The sequence below is a fragment of the Candidatus Sulfurimonas marisnigri genome, from assembly GCF_015265475.1.
GTDB lineage: Bacteria > Campylobacterota > Campylobacteria > Campylobacterales > Sulfurimonadaceae > Sulfurimonas > Sulfurimonas marisnigri.
In genome coordinates this window covers 757,510-776,299 of record NZ_CP054493.1, presented here as the reverse complement: position 1 = coordinate 776,299, position 18,790 = coordinate 757,510, and the positions used below count along the sequence as shown (strand labels likewise).

The 18,790-nt window shown below is 32.5% G+C and carries 17 protein-coding genes; 5 read left to right on the top strand and 12 right to left on the bottom strand.

Annotation, left to right across the window (positions count from 1 at the left end):
• The first annotated feature begins 16 nt into the window (after positions 1 to 16).
• Genes HUE87_RS03915 through HUE87_RS03900 form a run of 4 tightly spaced genes read left to right on the top strand, consistent with a single transcriptional unit; the run spans position 17 to position 3,707 of the window.
• Positions 17 to 1,579 (top strand): GspE/PulE family protein, encoded by a 1,563-nt coding sequence (locus HUE87_RS03915; protein WP_194367432.1) that lies wholly within the window; start codon positions 17 to 19, stop codon positions 1,577 to 1,579.
• Positions 1,569 to 2,618 (top strand): type II secretion system F family protein, encoded by a 1,050-nt coding sequence (locus tag HUE87_RS03910; protein ID WP_194367431.1) that lies wholly within the window; start codon positions 1,569 to 1,571, stop codon positions 2,616 to 2,618. The genes HUE87_RS03915 and HUE87_RS03910 overlap by 11 nt, the downstream gene beginning before the upstream one ends.
• Entirely contained in the window at positions 2,618 to 3,274 is a 657-nt protein-coding gene (locus HUE87_RS03905; RefSeq protein ID WP_194367430.1) for a type II secretion system protein, read from the top strand. The genes HUE87_RS03910 and HUE87_RS03905 overlap by 1 nt, the downstream gene beginning before the upstream one ends.
• 13 nt (positions 3,275 to 3,287) lie before the next feature.
• Complete coding sequence (locus HUE87_RS03900; protein ID WP_194367429.1) at positions 3,288 to 3,707, top strand: hypothetical protein; 420 nt, start codon at positions 3,288 to 3,290, stop codon at positions 3,705 to 3,707.
• Here the strand turns inward: HUE87_RS03900 and bamA are convergent.
• Positions 3,704 to 5,974, bottom strand: a complete 2,271-nt coding sequence (gene bamA / locus HUE87_RS03895) for an outer membrane protein assembly factor BamA (RefSeq protein WP_194367428.1) — start codon at positions 5,972 to 5,974, stop codon at positions 3,704 to 3,706. The genes HUE87_RS03900 and bamA overlap by 4 nt on opposite strands.
• 100 nt (positions 5,975 to 6,074) lie before the next feature.
• Between bamA and HUE87_RS03890 the strand changes: the two genes are divergently transcribed.
• Positions 6,075 to 6,905, top strand: a complete 831-nt coding sequence (locus HUE87_RS03890) for a prephenate dehydrogenase (RefSeq protein WP_194367427.1) — start codon at positions 6,075 to 6,077, stop codon at positions 6,903 to 6,905.
• Here the strand turns inward: HUE87_RS03890 and HUE87_RS03885 are convergent.
• The 11 genes from HUE87_RS03885 to HUE87_RS03835 all read right to left on the bottom strand — a co-directional run bounded on the left by HUE87_RS03885 (position 6,902) and on the right by HUE87_RS03835 (position 18,774).
• The gene (locus HUE87_RS03885; RefSeq protein ID WP_194367426.1) at positions 6,902 to 8,314 is read right to left on the bottom strand and encodes a BatD family protein; all 1,413 of its coding nucleotides are present in this window, start codon (positions 8,312 to 8,314) and stop codon (positions 6,902 to 6,904) included. The genes HUE87_RS03890 and HUE87_RS03885 overlap by 4 nt on opposite strands.
• 24 nt (positions 8,315 to 8,338) lie before the next feature.
• Complete coding sequence (locus tag HUE87_RS03880) at positions 8,339 to 10,234, bottom strand: VWA domain-containing protein (RefSeq protein ID WP_194367425.1); 1,896 nt, start codon at positions 10,232 to 10,234, stop codon at positions 8,339 to 8,341.
• Positions 10,231 to 11,160, bottom strand: a complete 930-nt coding sequence (locus tag HUE87_RS03875) for a VWA domain-containing protein (protein ID WP_194367424.1) — start codon at positions 11,158 to 11,160, stop codon at positions 10,231 to 10,233. The genes HUE87_RS03880 and HUE87_RS03875 overlap by 4 nt, the downstream gene beginning before the upstream one ends.
• Entirely contained in the window at positions 11,153 to 11,566 is a 414-nt protein-coding gene (locus HUE87_RS03870; RefSeq protein ID WP_194367423.1) for a hypothetical protein, read from the bottom strand. Before HUE87_RS03870 ends, HUE87_RS03875 begins: the two co-directional genes overlap by 8 nt.
• A complete protein-coding gene (locus tag HUE87_RS03865) occupies positions 11,567 to 12,418 on the bottom strand; it encodes a DUF58 domain-containing protein (RefSeq protein WP_229855216.1) in 852 nt (283 codons plus the stop codon). It lies immediately after the preceding gene.
• 7 nt (positions 12,419 to 12,425) lie between these two features.
• Positions 12,426 to 13,373, bottom strand: coding sequence for an AAA family ATPase (locus HUE87_RS03860; protein WP_194367422.1), 948 nt, complete (start codon positions 13,371 to 13,373; stop codon positions 12,426 to 12,428).
• A gap of 77 nt (positions 13,374 to 13,450) precedes the next feature.
• Positions 13,451 to 14,461 (bottom strand): LPP20 family lipoprotein, encoded by a 1,011-nt coding sequence (locus HUE87_RS03855; protein ID WP_194367421.1) that lies wholly within the window; start codon positions 14,459 to 14,461, stop codon positions 13,451 to 13,453.
• Positions 14,458 to 15,456, bottom strand: a complete 999-nt coding sequence (locus HUE87_RS03850) for a DUF6340 family protein (protein ID WP_194367420.1) — start codon at positions 15,454 to 15,456, stop codon at positions 14,458 to 14,460. The genes HUE87_RS03855 and HUE87_RS03850 overlap by 4 nt, the downstream gene beginning before the upstream one ends.
• Before the next feature lie 28 nt (positions 15,457 to 15,484).
• On the bottom strand, positions 15,485 to 16,102 hold the full coding sequence (gene lpoB, locus HUE87_RS03845) for a penicillin-binding protein activator LpoB (RefSeq protein WP_194367419.1): 618 nt from the start codon (positions 16,100 to 16,102) through the stop codon (positions 15,485 to 15,487).
• Positions 16,075 to 16,482, bottom strand: a complete 408-nt coding sequence (locus HUE87_RS03840; protein WP_194367418.1) for a YcfL family putative periplasmic lipoprotein — start codon at positions 16,480 to 16,482, stop codon at positions 16,075 to 16,077. Before HUE87_RS03840 ends, lpoB begins: the two co-directional genes overlap by 28 nt.
• Before the next feature lie 81 nt (positions 16,483 to 16,563).
• Positions 16,564 to 18,774, bottom strand: a complete 2,211-nt coding sequence (locus HUE87_RS03835; protein WP_194367417.1) for a sensor histidine kinase — start codon at positions 18,772 to 18,774, stop codon at positions 16,564 to 16,566.
• Between the last annotated feature and the right edge of the window lie 16 nt (positions 18,775 to 18,790).

Below are 18,790 nucleotides of genomic sequence, written 5' to 3'. Positions count from 1 at the left end.
TTTAAAAAAAGCAACTATGAACATAAACAAAATTTTAACTCCAAAACAAATAGAGATATGTAAAGAAGAGAAATCTTACTATCAGCGTATTGGTATAAAAAAAAATATTTTACAAATAGCTATAGAACATAATTTTATAAAGAAAAAAGAGAAAAAAGCCCAATACAGTTTAGAATTACTAAAAAAATATGAAATAATAATTATAAACGAAGATGAAAAAAACTTTTATATTGAGTGTAAAGAACTACTCGGTCCCAACAGATTAAAAGAACTAGAATCTCAACTACATAAAAAAATAATCCAGCATTCAATTCCTGTTAGAGAGTTTAACGAAAAATTCGATGTAATCCTTAGTATAGACCCTGATATAATTGAAAAGAAAATCAGACAATTTAATGCATTTGATTCTGATGATACTGAAATATTAGAATTATTAAGAATGATATTGAAACATGGTGTAAGAAACAATATAAGTGATATTCATATAAATGCTTATGAAGAATTCTCATGGCTTAGATATAGAGAAAATGGGAAAATTAATGCGAAATACCTTTTAAATAAAGATTTAGCTGATAGATTCTCTCTTATACTAAAAGAAAAAGCGAGGATAGACCTTATAGATGTAAAATCACCAAAAAGTGGAGGGTTTACAGAAAATATCGGCATTGATAATGTAGATTTTCGTATTGAGATAGCACCTTCACACTTTGGTGAAAATATTGTTATTCGTATACTCGATAAATCAAATAATCTTAAATCACTTGAACAACTATTTCCAAAAGATCATCCTATGAGTGAGCATATTTTTCGCTACATAAATCAAAAAAATGGTTTTTTCTTAGCTGTTGGTCCTACTGGTAGTGGTAAAACGACAACTCTAAATGCGATACTCACACAACGAGACAGGCTACATGAAGTTATTTATACAATTGAAGACCCTATTGAGTATAAAATAGACTTTATTACTCAATATCAAGTGAATGAAGCTGTTGGATTTAATTTTGACACTGCTATGAAGTCTATAATGCGTCAAGATCCAGATGTTATAGTAATTGGAGAGATGAGAGATAAATTAAGTATTGAGATTGCGCTCAAAGCTTCACATAGTGGACATATGGTTTATTCTACTCTTCATACTACAAACTCATATATGGCTTTAGAGCGTATTAGAGATGAAGGTGGTGATTTATTTATATTAGCCTACTCCCTTAGTGGAGTAATTGCTCAAAGACTTGTTTCAAAACTATGTTCATGTAAGATAAAATCAACAGATGAAATTGGAAAAAAATATTTTAAATCCAATGATTTTGGTTACAACAAAAGAGGATGTATTAAGTGTAATTTTAGTGGCTACAATAGTAGAGTTTTGCTCACAGATATAGTATTTATACCACCAGATATGAAAACAAGATATACATTTTATATGGCACTTAAAAACAGCACTGTTTTACAGGCATGGGATCAACTAATTACTTTTAGCTACTACCAATCAGCTCAATACCTTTTTGAGCAAGGCTTATGTGACTATGAATCTTTATCATCAGAGTTATTCTCCTTAGGGTATGTAGATGAAGATTAATCTATATACTATGCTTAAAACACTTCATTTTACTATCAAAAATGGGAAAAGTATATCAAGTGGCATGCAACTTCTTTCTACTACTTCCAATACAAAACAAGAAAAAAAAGTTTATAAAAAAATTTACACTGATATAAAAAATGGACATGCCCTTTCTCAAGCATTATCTAAACATAAAATTGGTTCAGTTGATGTAATTAACTTTATAAATATGGCTGAAAAAGGTACTGATTTTAAAACTGCTTTAGAAAAAATCATACACTATATTGAAGTTAAAGATGAGTTTGAGCGAGAATCGAATGAAAAAACTACCCTTCCAGTAATTTACTTTAGTATTGCAGCGCTCATCGTACTTGGAGTAAAGTTTTTTGCTGTTCCATATCAAATGACAGAAGTTGCAGGATATAATAAAATAGTAAGAGATATGGTAGAAAATCACCTTCAACTAGCACAAACAATGACAGATATACTATTTATAATACTTGTAGTTATAGCAAGTTACTTTTTTATTTTATTAGGTTCTTTATTTAGTCAATCAAAAAATATGCAAGCAATTTCTAAACAACTTGCTTTAATTCTTCCATTAACATCATCAATTGTTATGAAATTTGAAAAATTTATGCTTTTTAGTATGCTAGGAGAGATGCTTCAAAGTGGTATTTCTTTTCAAAAGTCAATGAGTACTGCCATATCTACAACAACAGTCGCAAAATTTAAAAAAGCAATAAAAAGTACCCTAGATAATATAAAATACAATGGTAAATTAATCTTACACTCTCACCTATATGATGATATAGAAAAAGGTCTTCTAACAGGCGTTGGATCTTCAAAACAAGTCGGTTCTGTGATGATAGAGATAAGTAATAGAGCTAGAACTGATGCATTAAAACTAAGCACAAAATTTTTTAGACTGATTACTATAATGTCAATTTTCATGATGGCATTTGCTGTATTTATAGAATACTACACAGTCGTGCTAACACAAATTATTATACAAAAAGGTTTTATAGACGCTAGCAGAACAGGGGTGTTCGGCTAATGCGTAATGGATATTTTTTAGTCGAAGCAATGATTGCAATCATTATAACTGGTATTGTTGCTGGTGCCTTTACGATGATGAACTACTATACTAAAATCCAATCAGATCTACTTAAACAACAAAATACTAAAACATTATTAGAGGTAATTAGAAGTAGGTTGATAAATTTATCATCAGATCCAGATAGTGACTCATACTTTGAACTACTAAAAGAAGATGCAAATAATACGCTGCCAGTTAGTGTAGGGATTGGAGTAGATGCTTGGGGCAAAGCAATTTATTATTCTACTATAGATCTTGGTAATGTAAATTTGATTGATTCAGCTTATGCTGATACTAACACAAGTATATCACCAAATTCAAATATTGCAGGTAGATTAATAAGCTATGGTGAGGATTCAACACTTGATACCAATGCTACACATACTACTTCTCAGGGAGATGATATTATGCTTGAGATTGGTCTTGGTGAAATTAATCATTTCAAGCTTTATGGAAGCTCTGAAATAATTACAGAAACAAGAGGTTATAATAGTGCGATAGTCTCTGCCACAGAGCCTACAACACCGATTAATGGTGCCTTATGGTATGATACCAGCGTCTCTAAATTAAAAATTTATTCTCAAACTGACACTAATTGGACAAACTTAAACTAATAAAAGGAAAATTATGAATTTATTGAAAACATCACTAATACTACCAGCGCTACTACTTATTGGTTGTAGTGGTTCACCTAAAGATGCTGTATCCAATATGTATGATGCATTGCAAGATGGTAATATTGTTAAACTAGTTAATAACACAGGTGAATCTTTAAATATTATGTTAATATCAAATTCATTAAAAGAGTGTAGTGTTAATAAAAAAGGTTATACTGACAACCTTAAGTTAACACATGACTGTTTAGTAGAAAAATATGCAGATTTAAGTTATAAAGATATTGATATAACTTTATTGTCCGAAGACAAGGGTTATGCTAAAGTAACTGTTATAGCAAATAGCAAAGAAAGAACTATAACATTATTGGTACAAAAAATAGATGACACATGGATTGTACAGGGTCTTAAAAGTTTAGACGATATTATTTAAAACCTCTGTCCCATAGTGAACTCAAACACTGCTGTTTTATCACCCTCTTCTTGTCCTATTGGTTTTGAGAACATTAGCTGAATCGGCCCGACAGGAGAGAACCACTCTAGACCAAAACCAAAACCACCACGAGTAATGTCATTTGATTTATACACTGAAGTGCCTGTACTGCTCTTTAGTTCATTACCTGAAGCACCTATATATCCATAGTCAAGATATGTAACTAAACGCATTTTAGCTTTAGGAACAAGAGGTAAACTAAGCTCCAAACTATTTGAAGCTGTCAACTCACCGCCGACTCTTCTTAAGTCATCAACTGCTGCATCATCCTTTGTTGTCGGAGAGAGAGAGTATGATTCATACCCTCTTACACTTCCAATACCACCCATATAAAATCTCTCTGCCAGTGGTAAAAAGCCTGTCTCTTTAGCATAATAAACTCTAGCCTTATATCTTATTATGGCATCGAAACCTAAATAGCTCTCTAAACCTTTAAAAGCACCAAAATTTGTTCTGGCTTTAATAAAACTGGCATCTCCGCCTATTCCTGCATCTTCAAAACTTTGACTTAGTGTAAATCCACTTCTAGGGAGATAAAAATCATCTGTATTGTCAAATTTAACACTAGCCGTAACTGAACTTTTTGAGTAATCTTCAAAGAGAGTAGTATCAACTGTTGTATTTTCATCAAACGTGTAACTATTATCTGAAAATCCATAACCTAGGTAACCACTTATGTGCCTAGTAAATCTATGTCCTAATCCGGTACTTATACCATTTGAAGAGACAGAGTAATCATTATATTCAGTATCGTTTGTATATATTGAAAAGTTACCGCTAAAGTCACTATCATTTAACCTTGAGTTAGAAATATTAAACGAGTAGCTTGAAGTAAGCTCTGAACGTTCAGCCTTTAGGCCTACATTAATACCAGACCCCCAAACATTTCTGTCATCTACCGAAACGCTGACCAGCAGTCCTCCATAACTACCGTATCCGCCACCTAGTTGAATATTGCCAGTAGGTGCTTCTTTTAGCTTGACAACTAAATCCATAGTCTTGTTGTCAACTCTTCTCTCTTCAATAGTGTTACCATCAAAGAAACCAAGTCGCCCAAGTGCATTTCTTGAGTCTGTAAGGTCTGTAAGTGAGTACATGTCGTTAGGTCCCAAATACAACTCTCTTCTAACAATTCTATCAAGCGTCCTTGTGTTGCCTGATATTATTACATTTCTTATTATAACCTTCTCACCAGGCATAACTTTAAAAATTACTTCAACTGTTTGTTTCTCTTTATCTTTTTTCAAATCTGGAACAACCTGAACAAAAGCATAACTAAGATCTGCTATAAGAGTTTTGATTTTTTGTGAATCATCACGAAATGTTTTAATATTAAAAGGCTTACCGATTTCTAGTTTTATCAACTCTTTTATAAGTTCATCATCAATAACATTTTTTGTCTGGTTAATTGTTATTGCACTAATAGTATATACTTCACCTTCGCTAATCTGATAACTCATATCAGCTGTGTAATTATCAAAATTAACTTTTACAAACGGCTCTTTTACATCAGCATCAAGATATCCATTTTGCATATACAAATCACGGATTCTAAGAGGATCATTAGCTAAGTCTGGAAGTCTCATTTTTCCATCATTTTGCCCCCAGAACCAGCCCATAAACTCTCTCTCTTTATTTGCTAAAACTTCGTCAAACTCGTCACTCTCAAGACCAAAAACACCGCTGTAATCTAAATTTTCTATAGTAATCTCTTCACCTTCGTTCACTACAAAAATGATTTTTATACTTCCATTTTCAAGAATCTCTTTTTGAATCTCAACAACACTGTCTATTTTGCCATCTTGACTGATTGCCTCAATAATTCTTTTTTTTGCCTCTTCGAGTTTTTGCTCATCATACAAAGAGCCTTTTTTTATCTTAATAACAGTGTCATTAATTTCAGCATCATTCTCTTTCCAGCCCTTTAGTTCAATCTTGGAGATAAGAGCCTTCTCTTTAAAGTTAAATGTTAAATTTCCATTTTCTATCTCAACCCAGACATCTTCAAAATAGCCCTGATTATAGTACGTTTTAATAGAGTCATCAACTGTATTATCATTAATTGTATCACCAATTTCAAACTTCAACATTCTTAATGCGACAGGCTCTGATATATGAACCATGCCATTATATTTAATAGATTCAATTGTGTATGCGAAAGAGTTTACGGCTAGTAGGGTTAGCAATGTTGCTAAAAATATTCTCATTAAGGTTCCATAGTTATAAAATAAGAAGGGATTTTACCTTTTATGAGGTTAATGTCAAGTAAACTTTGTATAATTTGACAAATAAAATAAAAGAATTGATATGAATGTAGCAATAGTAGGGTTAGGGCTTATGGGTGGCTCACTTGCCCTTAGTTTAAAAAAATTAGATTTCATTAAAAGCATTGTTGGAAGTGACCACAATCCAATCCACCAAAAAGATGCATTAGAACTCGGCTTGGTTGAAAAAATTATAGAGTTTGATGATATAAAAAGTTATGATGTAATATTTCTCGCAATTCCTGTTGATGGAGTAATCTCAGCATTGCAAAAGCTCCGTGATGTCTCAAAAGACACAACGATAATAGACTTGGGAAGTACAAAAGCTAAAATTGTCTCCTCTATACCAGCTGAGATAAGAGAAAATTTTGTAGCAGCTCATCCAATGACCGGAACAGAGAACTTTGGACCACATGCAGCGATTGAAGGTCTTTATGAAAATCAGGTTGTCGTTTTATGCGATTTGAAAAATAGTGGAGAGACACAGACTAAAGTAGCCAAAAAAATATTTAAAGAACTGAAAATGAAAAAATATTTTATGGATGCTGAAGAACATGACAGACATGCTGCATTTATATCACATATGCCGCATGCCATCTCTTACTCAATTGCAAATACAGTTATGAACCAAGAGAATAAACACAACATTCTAGCCCTTGCAGCTGGTGGTTTTCGTTCTATGAGCCGCTTAGCAAAAAGTTCAGCAAATATGTGGGAAGATATTTTCAGACAGAATAAATCAAACCTACTTGAGGCCATAGGACTTTTTGAAGATGAGCTAAAACTTCTTAAAAAAAATATAGAAGATGACAACTGGAGTGAGGTACATAATAACATCAAGAGTGGGAATAGACTTCATGATGTTTTAGATTAGTCTATTTTACACCTCTTAAGAAGCTCTTTTAAAGCTTTTTTATCTAAATCTAACTTCTCTCCTGAGTAGATGTTTTTCTCTAAAATATCAACTATATCCTTAACCTCTGCATCATCTTTATACGGTAGTAATTTCATCAAAAGAACTTTCGGCTCTTTTATGGATAAAGTTTTCTCTTTTTTAAATAGTTTAAATGGCTTAAACAGAATTATCAATACTCCACATGTAAGACCTATTAAAAAAGTAACAACTAGAGTAAATATATCATTTTCAGCAATAACTTGTGGTACAACAACAGGCTTCTGTTCTCTTTGTATATTTAACTCTTCTTCTAATTTTGCATTTTTAACTTTTATACTTATCTCATCTGAAACAATACTCTTTACCTCTTGCGTCTTTGGATTAAAGAATTTCAGATTAAATGATGGTATAATAAAGTCCCTCTCTGCTACAAATGCTATCTTTTGAGTTAGTAAGTTACCTTCAATAGATATTTTTTCATCAAAGACACTAACACCATCTATGGACGGCTTAAAGCTTTTTATATCTTCTAAATTACCTGCTCCTAAAACCTTTATAGTTATATTTACAGCCTCATTGGCATTTACCTCTTTTTTATCAACTGTTGTTGATATAGTAAAGTCGCCAACCAAATTTACTCCAGCAGGAAGCGGTTTTATATTTAACTCCAACTCATTTGAGAAATATGTTTTCCATTTTATTGAAGGAGCCCAAGCACCCCATATGTCAGTTTTACTACCTCTTGAAGCTATACGCATCTGAGCCTTTGGAATATTTAACTTACCATCTCTTTGAGCAGCCATTGTGTATGTGAGTTTGGTAATAGTGTATTTTCCCTCTTGATGGCTAAGTGGTTTAGACTCATTTTTTATCCAAAATCCATTTAGCTTAGGTGGTAAAAATTCACTATCTACTGCACCAGAGTCTCTCTTTTGTTTAAAGGTTAAAGTTAAATCAAATGTTTCACCAACAAACAACTCTTGCTTCTCACTGCTAAGTCTTAGCGAAAAGTCTGAATCTTTTGCTGCAGTTACCGGCTTAACCTCTACACTTACTGCATTACTCAACTCTGTTTTAGAATTAATTTCAACCTTTATGGGCTCTATCGTACAGCTCTTTAGTGGTAAGAATTTATAACTTAGTATATAGCTTTTTTTAACATCTCCATTTATTATCTGCACACTTGTTTGAGAGCTTGTAGATATTACGTCTGTGTCACATAATCTTTGAATAACAGGTCTTACAATATTCTCACCTGATACATTTAAAGAGTAAGTAACCGTCTCTCCGAGTTCTACAGTTTTTGAATCTACCCTTGCTGTGACCGCCGCATATGCTATATTTGTAATTATTAGTAATAAAAATAGTATTTTAAATATATTGTTCATTTTTTCCTCTTGTATTTGTTTTTTTTACCAAGGCTTTTCATCTGAGTCGCTGTTTTTTGGTTTTTCTTTATTTAGCTGATACAAGTATGTATTGCTGTCTGTATTAAGCTGTTGCATCCACTTCTGCTCCTCAGCATCACTCATTTTTGATTTGTTTAACTCTTTAGCTGTACTTTTAGAGTCCTCACTTTTATCTTTCTCCAACTCTTTTAAATCATCTTTTTTCTTCTCTTCACTCCCTCTTTCACTCTTCTCTTTCTCTTTTTTCTCATCCTCTTCTTTGCTTTTCATATCATCTTTATTTTTTTGCTTATCTTTTGACTTTTCACTTTTTGAACTATCTTTTTCCTCTTTGTTTTCATCTTTCTCATCTGACTCTTTTTTTTGTTTATCTTCAGACTCTTTTTTATCACCATCTTTCTTATCACCATCTTTCTTATCATTATCTTTTGAATCTTTATCTTTTTTGTCTTGCTCTTTTTTGTCACTATCTTCTTTTTTATCCTCTTTAGAATCTTGTTTTTGTTTTTCTATAAGCTTCTTAACTGCTTCTAGATTCTCTCTTGTATTTTTATCTTCACTTATTTCTAAAGATTTTTCATAAGCCTCAACAGCTTTTTCAAGAGAAGCTTGTGAAGCTTCTTTTACATAAGCATTTCCAATGTTTGAAAAGTTCTTTGCTCTGCCATCTGGAGTGTCAAAAGTTGCTTTTTTATAAGCTTGTAATGCCTCTTTGTATTTTTTTTGTTTATAGTAAGCGTTACCTGAATTATAATACCCCTCACCGCTTCCACTCTCTTTTGCATACTCTTCATAAAGTTTTGCAGAGTTCTCAAAATCACCCTTCTCATAAGCCTCTTTTGCTTTGTTAAGTTCCATAAAATCAAGCATCCCAGCTTCTACATGTAGATTTGAAAACAGCAGTATAAAAAGAACGAAAACTGACGGCAGACTTGACTTTTGCCTCTTGCTTATTGAACTTGTTGCAATCAGTAAAATTATAAGTGCTATTGCCACAGGGTAGTAAAACAGAGGTATAAACCTTTGAATCTCTTCACTCTTTAACTCTTTTTCATCACTAATATTTGTTATCTCTCTGAGCATTGTTTTTATATCATTAGATGATGTAGAACTTTGTATGTAAACTCCGCCTGTCTTTGTTGCTAAATCTATAATATTTTCATTTAGTTTTGAGATGATTATGTCTCCGTTGTGTTTTATAAAATTGCCATCACTAAGTTTAATAGGAGCACCTTTTTTAGTTGCGATACCTAAAATAAAAACCGTTACACCCTGTTCTTTGGCCAGCTCTATCTCCTCTGAGAAATCACTTTTATCTCCACCGTCACTCAGTATTAAAAGGTACTTTTTCTTTTGCTCTTTTTGTGACTTGCTTACAATATCAATAACAGATAAAAAGTCAGTCCCCTTTTCTGTTATAGAGGTAGTGTCTAGTTGACGAAGTAAAAAAGCAACAGCGCCTGTATCAAAACTCAGAGGTGAGACAAGGTATGAGTTCTTGGCAAATGCTACTATTCCTATCCTCTCATTTGGTGTTTCATCTAAAAGAGCAAGTGCCTTTTGTTTTGCCGCCTCTAAACGATTTGGATAGACATCGGTAGCCAACATTGAGTCAGATATATCAAGTGCTATCATTATATCTGCACTCTTAGCTTTAACTTCTACTGTCCCCTCTTTTATAACAGGCTGAGCAAGTGCCAAAATCATAAACACTCCCATAAGTAAAAACAGAGCATTTCTTGCTTTTAAAGTAAGCGTGTTTGCACTTACGCGTAATTTACTCATTACCTCTTCACTAAAGTACTCTGCTTGAGATTCCTTTTGTGTAAGAAGTAGAGCAAAAAGTATAAATAACGGCGGCAACATGTAGTATAAAAATTCAGGGTGTAAAAAACTCATGCATATCCCCTTTTGTTTCTTATAAATATATATAGCATTAAAGATATTAGTGAGATAAACAGAGGAAACATAAAGTAGTAGTTTATATAGGTAAAACTTTCACTCTTGATCTCTGATTTTTCAAGTTCATCAATCTTTTTATACACAGCTTTTAACTCCGCAGCACTAGAAGCTCCAAATGCAACTCCGCTAGTCTCCTTGGCAATTTTTAGTAAAACATTTTGGTTGTACTCGTTAGAATTTCCAATTCCGATTGGGTAAACTTTTACACCCTCTTTTTTTGCCATCTCAAGAGCAATATCTAGCGGAATCTTATCTATCTCTTGTGTACTGTATCCATCAGTGAGTAAAATTGCCACCTTGCTTTTAGATTTACTCATCTTCAAAAGGTTTACACCTTGAGCCAAAGATGTGTTTAACGCTGTATATTTCCCGGCCATTCCTATGTAGAGTTGAGAGACTATTTTATTTAAAATATTTTCATCATAAGTTAGCGGTGATGCTATAAAGGAGTATGCTCCAAACACAACAAGACCTATGTTGTCACTTTTTCTCTGATTTATAAAGTCACTAACTATCTCTTTTACTGCGTCAAATCTGGTAAGAGCAGGGTTGTTTACGTCAAATCCTCTAGCTTGCATAGATTGAGAAGCATCTAAAATCAGAGCAATCTCATACCCCTCTTTTGGCTCAAGCTCATAAGGCTCATCTTTTACAGGAGACATAAGAGCTATAATCATCATAAGAATTCCAAGCCATTTAAGAAACAAAAGAGGCTTAGAAGCTGAAACAGAACTCTTTAAAAAACTGCCTGTATGTGGAAAATATATAGAGGGGATTTTCATCTTGCACACTCTCGCACAGACTATGAAAAAAAAGAGTATTAAAATCAGATATGGGAACTCAAAATAAAGTCCTTCAAACATCAATCATACCCTTGTATAGTTCTATATAACCTAGCATTTCACTATCAAATTCATCAACATGTTTTTTGTATTTATAAACTTCAAGTCTGTTGGTTATATTTGTATACATCTCCTGATGCCTTGGACTATCATCTTTAAATGTCAGACCATAACTTGTAATGGCATAGGCACTATGTTTTGTATCGCTTAAATCTAGTTCATGAAGGAGTCTGTAGTGCTCTTTTTTGATATTAAAAGCTTTTCGTTTTTTATTCCACATGTATAAAAGGTACAACCCTAAAAACAGAACAATAAGCACAACAGAACTTACACCTAAAAGATAGTATAAAGAGTACTCAGGAACATCAACTATGGTCTTAATATCGTGTAGAGGAATGTCATAACTTTGAGCTTGTTGTGCTTGCATCTACCTACCCTCAAACAATCTGCGAAGTTCTACACCTGCAAGAGAGTCAGTATATATTTTACAAAATCTAATTTGATCTTTTCTAAGAGTGTCATAGAGTCTATGGTCATGCGCCTGAACTTTTTTGCTGTAAGCCTTTACACTTGAAGAGTTGAAATCTCCCTCTAAAACAGCCCCGCTCTCAGGGTCAACTAAAGATGCAAAACCCATAGCCGGCGGGTTCTCTTCCAGTCTATCTCTAACAATTATGGAGAGAACTTCATGTTTTCTAGCCAAAAGTTTAAAATCTGGAATCTCAAAATAGTCACCAATAACTAAAACTAGTGACTTTCTTTTTAGTCTCTTAAACAAAGTGTCTGCAATAACTTTAAAATCTACTTTTTTGTTTATTGCATCAAAACTTAAAATATCTTCTACACTTTTTTGAATCTGGTGGAGTTTTTTGCTTGGTTTTGAGCTAGAAATCATCTCGTCAGTAAAAATATATGAGCTAAGTAAATCTCCATTTTTTAGAGTTGAATAACTAAGCAGTGCAGCTACTTCTGCAATACTCTCTTGCTTAAACTTTTTAGAACCAAAATGTACACTTCCGTTTAAAACAGAAACTATAACAATATTTAGCTCTCGCTCTTCACGAAATATTTTAATAAAAGGTTTCTGCAGTTTAGCAGTTATATTCCAGTCGATATGACGGATGTCATCTCCTGGCATATACTCACGAAGTTCTATGAAGTCATACCCCTCGCCTTGAAAGATTGAAGGGTTATTACCGACCATTTCGCTAAAGACTTGTCGTCTTGCTCGAACTAATATTTTTTGCACGGATAAACCGTATGGAGAAAGCTTACTCATCTAAGACCTACGGAATTGCTACAGTCTCTAAAACTTTTTGAATAATCTCATCAGTTGTAACACCCTCAGCCTCTGCCTCATATGTTAAAACTATACGATGTCTCATAAGCTCTTTTGCAATGTATGCCACATCAACAGGAGTAACAAAATCTTTCCCACGCATAAATGCCATTGCTTTTACTGCCTTAAACATATCTATACTGACACGAGGTGAAGCACCAAACTGGATGTAATCTTTTATATCTTCAAGACCATAAAGGGTAGGATTTCTAGTTGCATTAACAAGCTCTATCATGTACTCCTCGACCTCTTCATCTACATGTATATTTTTTATAGCCTCTTTTATCTCTAATAAATCATCATTTGTCACTACTGCTTTTATAGATTCAAAGTTTCCGCTTGAGATACGTCTTGCAATCTCTAGTTCTTCTTTTTTTGTATTATAATCAACTATAAGTTTTAGCATAAATCTGTCTAGTTGAGCTTCTGGAAGCTGGTAAACACCCTCTTGCTCAACTGGATTTTGAGTAGCCATAACAAAAAATGGAGGTTCAACTTTAAAAGTAGTATCACCTAAAGTAACCTGTTTCTCTTGCATAACTTCTAGCAAAGCAGATTGCACCTTTGCAGGAGCACGGTTAATCTCATCTGCTAATAACAGGTTTGTAAAAATTGGACCTTTTTTGATTTTAAAACTGTTGTTTTGTGGGTCATAAATCTCTGCACCAAGTATATCTGATGGGAGTAAGTCCGGAGTAAACTGAGCACGTTTAAAGTTAAGACCTAAACTTTGTGCCAATGCATTTACTGTTGTAGTCTTTGCAAGTCCTGGAACACCCTCTATAAGTATATGTCCATCGCATAAAAGTGCTATAAGAAGAGAGTCTATCATTTTCTCTTGTCCTACAACTACTTTAGAAACTTCTTTTTTTATTAACTCAATCTTAGAAATCATAAGCATTTGACCTTGTGTTAAAGTTAGGGAAGTATAACGAATTGGGAGTAAATGGATGGCAATGTTAAACTGCTTTTTTAATTGACTCCAAGAATCTTTAAAACATCCCTTTTTTCTATCTCTTCTTTGAAATTTTTAATAGAATCAGACATAGCAATATCATCACTTTGCGGCGAGTGACCAACCGCATCTATTTGCTCACTGTGCATAATATTTTTTTTATTATCTTTAACCTCTATAAGTACAGATGTTCTGGCAATATGAAAACCATGAGAGAAAGCTTTGTTTAATTTATGTGAGAGTGAAATGTTAATATTGTTTTTATCATTTTGGCTGTTTGGTTTTATAGCTATTTTAGTCTCACTTAAAACTGATTTTATAGAATTAACAAATGCACTAGATTCTTTAGAAGCTGAAAAAGAGATACTCATGTTTTTAATTAATAAATCAGAATCATTATTAATAGTCTGTATTATTTTTAAGTAAGGAGAATCATCAAAGTTTTTATCTAATGAGTTAAGAACCAAAAGTGTTGAATGTGTTTGAGAGAGTGTTTGTTGCGACTCTTTAAAAAAAGAATATCGTCTTAGTATATTCATATCAATTATATGTTTTTGCTTATCTTCAATCTTTTTATATCTCTGATTTAAAGTTGTTATCAAATTTTTTATAAATAATTTTTTATCTGAACGCACAAGAGTTATAAAGTGCTTATAGTTTTGTTTATGTATCTCTATAACTTCATAATTACTAATTCTTATTTTACTAACTTCACTGCTTATATCAGAACTGCTTGCTTGTGTAAAATACTCTCTGTACCCTTTTTTAGTGTTTGTTGTAGAATTATAATTAGACGATATGGTAATTCCCAGCTTCGAGACAAGGTTGTCCAATGCACTTTTTATTGATTCTTCTCTGTTTATACCCTCTCCGACACCGTAAAGGGAGATTCCATTGTTTGAGGGCGGAGTTAAATACCACTTGGGAAGTTGTTTCTCTACATGTAGAGCCTGAGGCGCTTTACCGGCACTACACCCAATAAATGTAACAGCCAGCAGTGCTAGTAAAATATTTGTAAATATTCTCATTGTTGAATCTGTTTTTGAGCCTGTCTATGCGACGATATTGATTGATTTATACGTAATATTGCCAAATCAACAGCTTCCACAGGTTGTATAGTTAAAGAATCAGCAAGTTCGCAGAGTTGCTTTGCACTCATTAGGTCACCTTGAACTTCTTTGATTATTGCCAGATTGTATGCTGCTACATAACTTTTATCAGAAGTTGATTCCAAAAGTCTGCTTAAAAGCTCTTCTGCTTTGTCATAACGTTTATACTTTATATATTCAAGAGCATACTTAAGTTCATCTTCTTGCATGTCTGAGTACTCTAAATCAGGCTCATCAAGAAGGAGAACTTTATATGTTGCATAATACGGAACAAGCTTTTGAACGAAACTTCCGCTTATCTCATCAGCTAACATATTCAAACCATAAGCTTTTGAGGGAAGATCTTTTTTGTCGTCTACGCAACGTTTCCAAGTTCCTTCTCTGCTTATAGTCTCGGCATAGATAATATCTCCTTTTTGTACATCAACAATTTTCATCTGAGCACTCATGGACATTTCACGTTTTGTACAGCGAACACTGTACTCATAAGTTTCTTTACATTTATCATCCGAACATTTTGTTCTTTTTTTATAAAAATATTTATCACTCATTGATACTACGGAGACATTACCGCTTATAAGTGCCTGAGCACCGAGCAATTTGCCCATTTTAACAGAGCTTGAATCGTCAAAAAGACCTGAATTTTGGAGACGTTGCTCCTCTAAAACTTTGTTTATATCACTGCGGCTAATTGTTGTAAAATAGTTCTTCCCATCTACTTTCTTACCTGCCAACTCAACCTCAATCTTATTTGAAAGCCCTGCAATATCATGTGAAAAAGCGCTCACTGCAACCTTTTTAGTGCTTGCCATACGGTCAACTTCCGCTGGCTGTATTGCGAGAACTGTTGCCTTTTGAGCACATCCGCTTATAAGCAGTGTAGCTGTTGCAATTACTAAAATGGAGTAGTTCATATTTTATTAGCCAAGCTCATAAAAGTCTTTACCACGCTACAGATTTATTGCTACCGCGTTTTCCGATAACACGCTCATCTTCCCAAAAAGCCAAACCTGTTTTAATGTCTGTTAAAGACATTTGAAAATAGTACTCTACACGTTGTGTTGATTTATCTACACGAATATTACGTTGTAGAATTTTTCCTGAAAGGCTCAAATCAGGTGCAATCATTGACCCTTTTCCAGCAACTGTTTTTTGATTGAACTCGTCATCTACTCGAAGCTCTTTTCTAGTTTTCATGGCCATTGTATCTTCAGCACCATTTACTCCAACAGCTGTTGTTACAACAACTTTACCACTGCGAAGTAGACCTACCCTTATTTTTTTAACTAACTGATCAGTGTCAATATGTTGCATTGTGTCATTGATAATTCTAGAAACTACAAGAACATAACGCTCACCATTAGGTTTATTTACAGCTCCTGAAGCTAGTAGTGACTCAATCATATCTTGAGCTGCACCTTGAAAGTCACGGTAGTCAAGTCCCATAACTGCATCACCCTTATCGTTGTTTATATCAATATTTGTGGTTTTTGTTGCACATCCACTAAATAAGAGGCCAGTTACACCTAAGATTAATGTCCATCGTATTGTTCGTCGCATATTATTTCCTTATCTTTTTTTATATATAGGCGAAATGTTCTCGCTTTTGTACTTGGTGATGTTGCGTTAATGTAAAAAGGTTGACTTGCATAAGCTGGAGCTTTTTTCCAGATAGAAAGGATACTATCTATCTTAAAGCCCTCTTTATCAAACCAAACGACACGATATTCCAGAGCCTGATAATTGTTAGAACTATTTTCACCAATTACCTGAGCCTGCATAAAACCATCAGGCTTTTTTCTACCTTTAATATCTGTAATTACAATATCACTATTACCACATCCATTAACAACTTTGACTATTGTACCAGCAGGTTCCGGTGATTTACTACAACCAAAGAAAGCAACTAATGCTAAAATTATTAATATGCTTGACCTCATAAATACTCCTTAAAAGTTTATCACGCTAACACTTATACCTAAAGATTACTATTTGTATTTTAACATAAACTATCTTTCCCATCAACTAATATTATTATTCTTATTTATAGGTAAAGTTATAATAAAAATTGTACCTGCATCTTCTTTGTTGTGTTCTAAATTATAAACCACTATTGTTCCATTCATATGATCAGTAATAATTTGATGACTCATATTTAGACCAAGTCCAGTCCCTTTAGATTTATGTTTAGTTGTAAAATATGGTTCATATATTTTATCGATTATATCAAGAGGTATCCCTCCACCATTATCTTTAATGGTAATAATAATTTCATCGTTCATTTTTTTAATAGATATTTCTATTTTCCCCGCTTTATCTTTATCATTTTCTTGGCAGTGTAAAATAGCATCTTTTGAATTATTCACCATATTTATAATAACCTGCTTAAACTCATTTGCATGACCATATATAATTAACTCTTCATTATCAGAATCCTCTGTTATGATAAGATCTACTGAATGGCTATTTAATTGAGGGTAAATTAGATTATAAACATCTTGTATGCTTTGTTTAATACTGAAGTTTTCTTTTAATTTATTTGGATTATAATAACTTCTAAAATCATCAATAGTTTTTGTCATATATTCAAGTTGTCCTGCTATTGATTTTGAAATCGGTTCATAATCATCATAATTTATAGTCTCATTTAACTCTAGCAAAAATTCTACTTTCATATTCATAACGCTTATTATATTTAAAGGTTGTCTCCACTGATGAGCTATATTGCCTATCATCTCTCCCATTGACGCCATTTTAGCTTGCTGAAAAAGTTGTTTTTCTTTCTCTTTTATACTATTGTTCAACTCTAGTTCTTTTGTTATTTCAATTAGTTGTACTATATCTGTAGTCTCATTTTTATAGATAACTTCTCTAACCTTAACTGTAAAGTGGTGTTGCTTACCATCTTTTATAATCATAGCTTTGTGTATTTTATCTTTATTATTTTTTACGTAATCTGTCCAATAAACTTTATTAACGTATGTTTCTTGAATGTAGTTTTCATCATCGTATTCTTCAAATAAATCACAAATGCACTCATAATGCTCTAAGAAATCATCTATATCTTTGTGTTGATTAAAAAACATTAGAAATTTTAAATTAACTTCTATCATATTTTTATTTCTATTTAGTATCATTATTGAAGGCAAAAAATTTATGATTGATTTTGTCTCCTTCTGAGCAATCTTTATATTAGTATTTGATTTTAAAATCCTGTAAATAAAATAAAATAAAACCAATAAAAAAACACTCAACAGCACGTTAATATTTCTAAAATCATTGAGGAGATGCGCTATATCATCACTGGTTGTATGTGAGACTAAATATGCAGCCACACTTTTATTGTCAGTATGACTTACAGGAATAAACGTCACAACCTTAACAAAATTATCAAACTCCTGATATAGAGCAAAAGATTTTTCGTGTTTCAGGTTTTTTTCTATATCTTTCTTCATGAACTTATCTATTATTTTCTTTTCATTTTCTCTTTCACTTACATCCATGTTTGAAGTAACAGTATATAGGTAATTTTCATTTTCAACACTTGGTAGATATTTCTGAAAAATCTCAGGTTTCCATAAGTTTGTATTAAATAGTTTTTTATTCACAATAAAATGGGTGTGTGTATTGTGATTTTTTTCCATTGATTCTTGAAGAGCCCCGGATGAAAAAGAGATTTCCACACTTCCTAGATAGTTGCTTTTATTTGAAAAAACTGGATATACAAATCTATATGCGTGGGTAGTTCTTCCACCCTCAAACCCCTCTATAGGTTTTTTATGCTTGTTTACATAATTAAAACTATATCTAATACCTGTTAAATCATCCCCAAATTTTCCATGCTTATGTACTCTTAAAAAATCTTTATTATTTGGAAAAACAAATTGAAATTGTAAAACACCCAGTTTTACTAATTTTGCATATTTCTCTTTTGTTAAATCATATAGTTTTTCTCTTAATAAAGATCTTTTTGTTTCACTTGCACTTTGAGCCTCTTGTAAAATATTTAAAACATCTGGCTGCTCAACTATTAAATCAAAGGTCTGTTGCGATAACTTTTTATACATTCTTAAATTAACATCATAGTTCATTTGATTAGTTAATATAACTTGACGTAAATGTTCTTTGATTCTTTTATTTTTGTCATTTGTGATTACAAAAAACATAATAGAAAATGAAATAATAAAAGTCAAAATAAGAATGACTTTGTATCTATGTGGCCTTATTGACATAAAAATCTTTTATATA